Source organism: Microcoleus sp. bin48.metabat.b7b8b9.023, from assembly GCF_013299185.1.
Taxonomy (GTDB): Bacteria; Cyanobacteriota; Cyanobacteriia; order Cyanobacteriales; family Microcoleaceae; genus Microcoleus.
On record NZ_JAAFKG010000112.1, the window covers coordinates 1 to 7,830 of the forward strand.

Sequence of the window (7,830 nt, forward strand, 5' to 3'; positions counted from 1 at the left end):
ATTAGCAAGACTTATATGACCAGAGTAGAAGGGGAAAATACAAGACTAAGGCATTATCTAGCTAGACTACATCGCAAGACTCTTTGTTATTCTAAATGTGAGGAAATGCTCAAGCATTCTATTAAAATATTAATACATTACTTGAAGTTTGACGATATTCCCATTCCTGGAGCATTCATACCTTGATTCAGCAACGCCAGATTTTTATCAGAACTGCTGCTGCTGCCTTGAATCTAAAACTGGTGAGGTCAAAATTGACGGGACGGGGTGTTAAAGGCTTGCTGTGCTACGGTGAGGGGTCTAACGGTAAAGATACGTTGCGAGCCGTATTGGCGATTGTTTTTGGGCGTGGCATGACCGGGAAGTCGTTGTCAGACTTCAAGTCCTACGATAATGGACGCAAGTTTAATCTTTCAGGTCTTGTAGGGGGTATCTGCAATTGGGCTTCAGAGAACACTGCAAAAGTAGATCTAGACAACGTTCAGAGCCTGAAGCAGTTTATTACAGGCGACCCGATTGATATTGAACCCAAAGGCAAAGATAGCTACGAATACAAGCCTGCCTCTACCTTTTTCGCCAACTGCAACAAACTACCGTCTATCACCGGGGGGACGGCTGCAATTGATGACCGCTATGGCATTTTGAGTTTCAAGAAAACCTACAAGCGTGGCGCTGACTTGTCTGCGGGTGAGTTGGAAGCTGACCCACGCTTTAAGGATGACGAGAATTTTATCCTTGAACGAATTGCACCGGCGACGCTTAACAAGATGTTGGAACAGTTGCCCCTGTTGTTAACTGAAGGGGTTGACTACAAGGCAACCCAGGAGGCGATGCGAGAAGCTCAGGAGGAAAGCCGACATTTGTGGCAGTTTGCTCGCGAGGTTGGACTAGAGGTTCAGTCTGGCGGTCGTGTTTGGGTTAATGACTTGTGGGAGCAATTGCAGGCTTGGTATGAGGATGCAGGGATTTTAGAGAAAGACACTAGCGGCGCCAAGGAGAAATTGATTTGGAATGAACTTCCCAACAAGTATGATGCTCCTGTAAAAGCTAGAAACCAGTTGTCGTCAAGGTTAAGCGAGATTTTTCCTAGACTGCAAGTGTGTCGCTATTGCGGACGAGATGATATGGAGCGGAGAAATCAAAGATATCTGCTTGGGATAGGGTTTGTGCAAAATTCCGCAAGAACTCTAAAAACATTGGAGCCATCGGAGCCAGTAGACACAGCAAGGGTTTCGTTGGATCCAACTGCGGAGCCAAAAAATACTGGCTCCAACAGTGGATCCAATGAAACCCTTACGCAGAGCGCTGGCTCCAATGGCTCCAATGTTTCTCCAACTATTTTGGAATTGTGCAATTATGTGGAAAAACTCAGTCAGTCTGACAAGCAAAAATTCACAGAATTACTCACGGGCGTCCCCTGCTCTGACCCGCTCAAAGCATTTAGAGTCGGGGACAAAGTGACTGGCAACAATCCTGATGAACTTTCCTACAACTGGCACGGCCGCATCGTTGAGATTCATACCAGTATCAGTTGTAAGGTTGACTGGCAAGAACGTGAGGGAATGAAGGGCGGGCGGATAATCTCAATGCTCTTCTGCAACCTGCGGAAAATTTAGCCGTTGCTTGACAACTGACGGCTCAATCCCATCCCCCAGTCATTGGTGACAAGTTAAGAAAAAGTGCAAATTGTCAAGGGGGTACACAAAAAAAAGGTAAAATAGACTGAAACCTTGGTCAGGCAAGCATTTGAGGAAGTTATGGCGAGCAAAAAACGCATCAACCGAGATCATGCCAAGAAAAAAAATCGTCCCCAAGTAGAAAACGAAGCGATCGCGAATTACCTGGAAGATTTATTAATTCCGGCAATGGCGGCCCAAAAAACTTTTTATCGCCAACTAAATTTAAGAGATAGAATTCTAACACTGCCGTTAATGATGGCAGCAATATTAAGCTTACTATGGCGAGACGTAGCAGGAGTAACAGAATTAACCAGATTATTAAATAGAGAAGGATTTTTATGGTGTCAGCCACAAAACATTAGCCAACAAGCCTTGTCACAAAGATTTTTAACTTTTCCAGCAATTTTATTTGAGAAAGTATTTAAAGAATTACTACCTCATTTTCGACAAAAATGGTTAATGAGAAAATCGAGACCATTACCAGACAGCGTACAATTTGCTTTAAAAAACTTTGAGAATATCTGGATAGCAGACGGCTCAACATTAGAAGCATTATTTCGGAAACTAGATAGTTTATCAGATGTTCCAATTGGTCAATTATCCGGAAAAATAGGAGTAATAATAGACCTAGTAACTCATCTTCCCCAAGAAATTTGGTTTTGGACAAATCCCAAACAAGCAGATGTTCATTGGGAAGAAGATTTGCTAAAAACAGTTAAACCAAAAACCTTGCTGTTACTGGATCGAGGCTTCTATCACTTCGCTTTTTGGTCAAAATTAATGGAGCAAGAAATTGGATTTATTACTCGAATAAAGAAAGGTGCATCTTATCAAGTCAAAGGAGTATTAACAAATACTTATGATGTCAAAGACCAGATAATTCAGATAGGTGCAGGAACCCAAAAAACACCAGCTTTGACGATAAGATTAGTACAAATTCGGTGGAAAAATGGCTGGCGTTCTTATCTGACAAGCGTCCGAGAACCGGAAATATTGCCTCCCTATGTAGTGGCAGATTTATATCAAAGACGTTGGCGAATTGAAGACGCCTTTTGTATAGTAAAGAGACTCCTAAATTTAAGTTATTTATGGACAGGTTCGGTCAACGGAATCAAGCTCCAAATCTGGGCTACCTGGCTATTTTATGCAGTTTTGGTAGACTTAGGGGATGCTGTTGCAGATGAATTAGGAGTACCAATTGAACGTGTTTCATTAGAAATGATTTATCGGGGAATGTATCATTTTTCTGTGGCTTATCAAAAAGGAGCAGCTTCTGATCTAGTTAAGTATTTTGCCGATCAGAAAAATCAAGATTTAGGGATTCGATCGCGAATGCGAAAACCTCATGTCAGGCTAATTATTTCTCCTTTCCCTGGAACTCAAAGAAGTCCCGAACAATTTTTTGGCAATAATAAGGCAACAAATGGAGTCATATTTTAATTGGTATCTCGGTAAAAAATGAGTAAGATTACTCATTGACAACAGTGTTTTTAGCTTAACTTGTGACTAATGTCCCCCAGTTAAGGGGGATTTTTGTGTCTACAAGTTTCGTCTACAATATGTTGACAGTGTAAACAGTTCCTGTTATTGTAGACAAATAATGTATACAGGTGTCTACAAATGAGTCAAAGTCAAGTTGTATCGTTCAGAGCTTCCGGTCACTTCCTGAACTGGATAGAAGCTCAGAGACTAGATGGTGAGTCGGTTAGCCAAGCTGCACAACGCATTCTCAAGGAAATGTCAGGCACGTCTACAGCACTGCCTCCGGTGTCTACAAAATTCACAACTTTGTCTACACGAAGCAATGATAGCGTCGCGTCTACAAATATTGTAGACACTGTAGACGAAGCTGTAAGTTCAAGTCTTGACCCGGTGATGGAGCGGATGGCCGTCATTGAGGAACGGCTGGGAAAATTGAGTGCCTGAGCGATTCATCCTTGCCATCGCTCAGGCAGGACTTGAAAGCGGCCAACAAGCAGCTTGCAGAATGGGACAAGGAACTTAACCAGTTGCACGAACGTAATGGTGATTTGGACTTGGAAGTTCAGAACTTGAAGGAAGAACTTGCGGTCGTAACGCGCGATCGGGAAGCAAATAAAAATCCGGCTCCGGCAGTTGCAGATTTCCCAGAGCCGGCCGACTTGCTCAACCAGTTGAAAGCACGGCGTAAAAAGTCGAGAGCCGACTTGGCAGATATGGAGGCAGTTTTGGAAATACTTGACTCGGAGAGCTGACTTGTGCCTGCCGACAGGATAGCTGGATGCACTTGGCCAGAGCTGGCAGTGTTGTGCATTTGTCTTGCACAACAATTGCACAACAAACGCACAACAAAGAAGGTTTGAGCCGCTCTCTCCTTTTCGGTAAAGAACGGCTCAAGGCATTGATGTTGTTAGGTTTGGTTAACGGGTACGGCAGGACTTGAACCTGCGGCTCGCTGCTTAGAAGGCAGCTACTCTATCCAACTGAGTTACGCACCCAACTCAAAAAATCGTTAACAATATCATTGTATCGGTGGAGTGTGCGATCGAGCAAGTAAATATTTTTTGATTTATCAACAAACCGGTTCGAGCCAGAAAAATAGGTTGTGGAGGGCCGCAAGTTCCGGTAGTTGACAGTTCACAGTTGACAGGGGACAGGGGAGAGTTACAGAGTACGGACATCAAACCGTTTATGTGTCACGCGGTCTCGGCTCTATTCATGAGCTTATTTATGTCCGCGCCCGAAGCGGCGATTGCTATATTTAGAGGTTGAGTTGAAACCAGTCGTCAACCCAAATATTTTGTCGATCGGATATCTCCAGAAATTAAGTCGGCCCTCAGACGGTTTGACACTCCCCGCCCTAAAAGGACCTGCTGTGTACACACAAGTCAGGGTTGAGCTAGCAGCCATCCCCAAAAGATGGACTCAAATTTCCTCAAACCCTGGACGAGAGTGGCAATTCCGGGGGGCGCTGGGATTGATAGCCAGACCATCCACCCAATCTAGCAATCAGCCAAGTTGCCCAGGGTAAGGAGCGTTTAGGGTGAGGGTTTTGCAACTTTTTAGTCCTGCCTTCTAGCTTTGGCTCTAATTGCTCCAGGAATGATTGCTGCTATGCAGGTGAATGCCAGGGTTGCTTCGAGGTCTGGTTTGTCCCGGCCTTCCACCAATTGAAGCGTCTTCAGCGCCACCCCTAGCCCTAAAATCGTCAAGCGTTGAATCGCCTCTATCGATTCTAGCGGGACTTAAACAGAAAATACGATAAAAATAGGTTATAATGTTTACATAGCAAGCATATAACGTTAAAAAATGACCCATGAAAGAGACAACCCCTGCGGCGATGCCCCCCTGCTTCGATAGATGGTGTCAAAGATTTGACGATATTTTTGGTCATCTTGCCCAAAAACGAGAGTTTAGGAACTATTTAGGAGGATTATTGGGAGAAAGTGAACGAAAAAACCTGTCGCAGATGGCAGAAAACGCCTTGGGGAGTAACCTACCACAAATTACATCATTTTTTAACAACAGCGCCTTGGTCATTCAATGAACTCAATCAACGTCGCTTAGACGTAATGAATCAATGTAATCAAACCAAGATTAGTCGAGGATTCAGCCTAATAATAGATGATTCAGGACACAGAAAAAGTGGTAACTTTACCGACGGTGTAGGAAGACAATACATCGGACAACTCGGAAAAACCGACAATGGGGTAGTAGTAGTTACCAGTCATCTATATGATGGCAAAAAGAGCCTGCCATTAGATATTGAATTGTATAAAAAAGCCGACTCATTACCCTCCGGAAAAGATGATCCAGACTTCAAGAAAAAGCCAGAAATAGCCATAAATTTAATCGACAAGACCTGCTTCGAGAGGCTATAAACCAGGAATAGTCTTGATGGATTCAGGGTATGGTAATAACACCAGTTTTTTACAAGAATTAGAAAACCGCAAATTAAAATATATCGGAGGACTTGCCAAGAATCGCAAAGTAATAATTCAAAAAACAGTAGATGAAACAGAAGAGATTCGAGTAGATAATTTAGCTAAATCCTTACCTGTAGAGGCTTTCACAAAAATTCAACTGTCTTTAGAACGACCGAGAACAGTATGGGTAGCAATTCAATTCGTCGAATTATCAAAATGCACGGGTAAGAAAGTAATGGCTATCGTCATGAATGCAGAAACTTTCGATACCGCCACTGAAATAGATTATTTGATGACTAATGCTGACTTATCAACAGCGACAGAGGAGTGGATAGTAAAAACTTACTCACAAAGAAATTGGGTCGAAGTTTTCTATCGGGAAGCCAAGGGCTGGTTGGGGTTAAATGAATATCAAGGAGCGAGATGAAAGAAGTCTGAAAAGACATTTCATTATGGTGTTTTGTGCTTACACTTTCATTCTCTGGCATAGGTTAACAGGAGGATTAAGGCGTACATGGGCAAACAAACCTTTAAACACCTTTACTCAGGCACTCGAAGCATTTCGGACAGCCATATCTTTTAGGTTTGTAAAATGGTTGAACCAAAATTGGGACGTATTCTCCGCTTATAAAGCCAGTTTAGGCCTTGTTTGGGCTTAAAATTTGTTTAAGTCCCGCTAGTTGGGTGGATTCAATATCTAAACCATCGCGTTTGAGCGTGGCAAATAGTTGTTCAATCCACCAACGCCAGCGGTACCACAGGATGACTTGTAAAGCTTGTTCAACAGATTCGACTGGATGGGTCGTCAGCAATCGCCAGAGAATCGGTTTTTGGCCTGTGGGCGGACTCACTTCTCTGGCTTCAACGGCCCACAGTCCAACATGGTCTGGATAGTCCTGGGCACTCAGGTTATCCGGTCTTTGAATTTTAACTGATGCACAACGAACGGCTAGCCAAGCACTGCGGGCTGTACGGTTGAGTCTGGCGTCCGCCAAAACTTCTACAGAATAGGTTCTTGCGATCGCTTTGCTGACCCAAAAAAGCATACAAAGAATCAGATTCGTGATGCAATCGACGATCTTGACGAACCCTGACCAACAGATGGTTATAGCCATCGGGAATTCTAGCCCAAGCTTCATAGATATCGCTTTGACGGTCTCCAATATGCGTCACCAACTTAGCACCACCGCCTTGGAGACACCGCCTTGGAGCTCTGGGCAGAGTCAATCCATTTAAAAGATTCCTTGTCTTCAATGGGTAATTTTTGATAGTTTCGTTCTTTTTTTGTCTTATGGCCAGCTTCCCGAGTCCAGAGTTGAACGTGACTCAATCCCAGAGGAAAGCCGGACTGTGCGTCCAATATCAGGGTTGGATCAAGGAAAAAGCCCACATCTTGATTGTTCCCGACAACACCTAACGACTTAGATTTCAATCGTCCAGCATGGGCTTGTAAGTTAATCTCACTGCTGTCGTTGATGGCCTTGACATGACGGCCATTTACCTGCTGTTGGCAATGGTCTGACAGACTACGAACGAGTTCGGATATCGTCACATGCTCATTCTCTAGGAAGCGGTAATATCCCACTTGCTCAGCCCGATTACGACTAATTCGGCGAATATTTATCGAGTGATGCTGGCTGATTGCCACGCACAAGTGAAGCCCCCTTTTTACCAGCCGAGGGTCTCCAAAGGCGGTTTGTGGGAGGTTAGCGGCATGGATTAAAATGGGGCTATTCATATCTGATATGGCTTTCAACGCTTGGACTCTAGTTTAGAGCAACTTGTGTGTACACAGCAGCCATCAAGCGGGGTACCGCTCTGATGGGGGCATTCTGCTGCTCTAGGTAACAAGCTGTTTAAAACCCGCGCTCATCCCCTTCTGACTGGCATTCCCCGCCCCGCATCTATATTCTTTTAGCAATTTTCCAAGCTTAGACACAGCGCCGCATCCCGATCGCGCGCGGCTACCACGGGGAAGATGTCCCCTACAAAACACTATATACATTGCGACAACTGCGAGGGATTGCCCCTACAGCATCAATCTGGCATCTTGCACCAAAGTCCGCAACGGACTCGCGTGCGGGTTCCACCAATAATGGGCTTTTTTCGCCTCTCTATGGTTTCATCAGCTTTCCTGATGACCCTCATCAGTTAAGCTGTCGTTACACCCCTTTACAAACCTTAACGATACCGTTAATAATAGAGACATCATCCGAACATTGAAAAACCAATAGCAATCATAAACA

Annotated in this window: 5 protein-coding genes, 1 tRNA gene and 3 pseudogenes; 6 read left to right on the top strand and 3 right to left on the bottom strand. The window is 44.2% G+C overall.

Annotated features, from left to right (window positions below; translation table 11 throughout):
• The 5 genes from QZW82_RS31780 to QZW82_RS31800 all read left to right on the top strand — a co-directional run.
• Positions 1-186: IS1 family transposase (locus tag QZW82_RS31780; protein WP_293158266.1), on the top strand; the 186-nt coding region annotated here is incomplete at its 5' end.
• Entirely contained in the window at positions 183-1,616 is a 1,434-nt protein-coding gene (locus QZW82_RS31785; RefSeq protein ID WP_293158269.1) for a DUF5906 domain-containing protein, read from the top strand. The genes QZW82_RS31780 and QZW82_RS31785, both read left to right, overlap by 4 nt.
• A gap of 141 nt (positions 1,617-1,757) precedes the next feature.
• The gene (locus QZW82_RS31790) at positions 1,758-3,119 is read left to right on the top strand and encodes an IS4 family transposase (RefSeq protein WP_293158272.1); all 1,362 of its coding nucleotides are present in this window, start codon (positions 1,758-1,760) and stop codon (positions 3,117-3,119) included.
• Positions 3,120-3,299: 180 nt separating this feature from the next.
• On the top strand, positions 3,300-3,605 hold the full coding sequence (locus tag QZW82_RS31795) for a hypothetical protein (protein WP_293158275.1): 306 nt from the start codon (positions 3,300-3,302) through the stop codon (positions 3,603-3,605).
• 32 nt (positions 3,606-3,637) lie between these two features.
• A complete protein-coding gene (locus tag QZW82_RS31800) occupies positions 3,638-3,913 on the top strand; it encodes a flagellar alpha dynein (RefSeq protein ID WP_293158278.1) in 276 nt (91 codons plus the stop codon).
• 169 nt (positions 3,914-4,082) lie between these two features.
• Here QZW82_RS31800 and QZW82_RS31805 read toward each other — a convergent pair.
• Positions 4,083-4,156 (bottom strand) — tRNA-Arg (locus QZW82_RS31805).
• Positions 4,157-4,546: 390 nt separating this feature from the next.
• A pseudogene (locus QZW82_RS31810) lies at positions 4,547-4,897 on the bottom strand (IS4 family transposase); the annotation flags it as partial.
• 77 nt (positions 4,898-4,974) lie between these two features.
• On the opposite strand from QZW82_RS31810, the pseudogene QZW82_RS31815 reads away from it, so the two are divergent.
• A pseudogene (locus tag QZW82_RS31815) lies at positions 4,975-6,243 on the top strand (IS701 family transposase).
• Positions 6,244-6,261: 18 nt separating this feature from the next.
• On the opposite strand, the pseudogene QZW82_RS31820 reads toward QZW82_RS31815, so the two are convergent.
• Positions 6,262-7,322, bottom strand: a pseudogene (locus QZW82_RS31820) (IS4 family transposase); the annotation flags it as partial.
• Positions 7,323-7,830: the final 508 nt, after the last annotated feature.

Excerpts from the sequence above, each read along its gene's own strand:
- QZW82_RS31790 (WP_293158272.1), top strand. The coding sequence starts at position 1,758 with ATGGCGAGCAAAAAACGCATCAACCGAGATCATGCCAAGAAAAAAAAT.
- QZW82_RS31795 (WP_293158275.1), top strand. The coding sequence starts at position 3,300 with ATGAGTCAAAGTCAAGTTGTATCGTTCAGAGCTTCCGGTCACTTCCTG.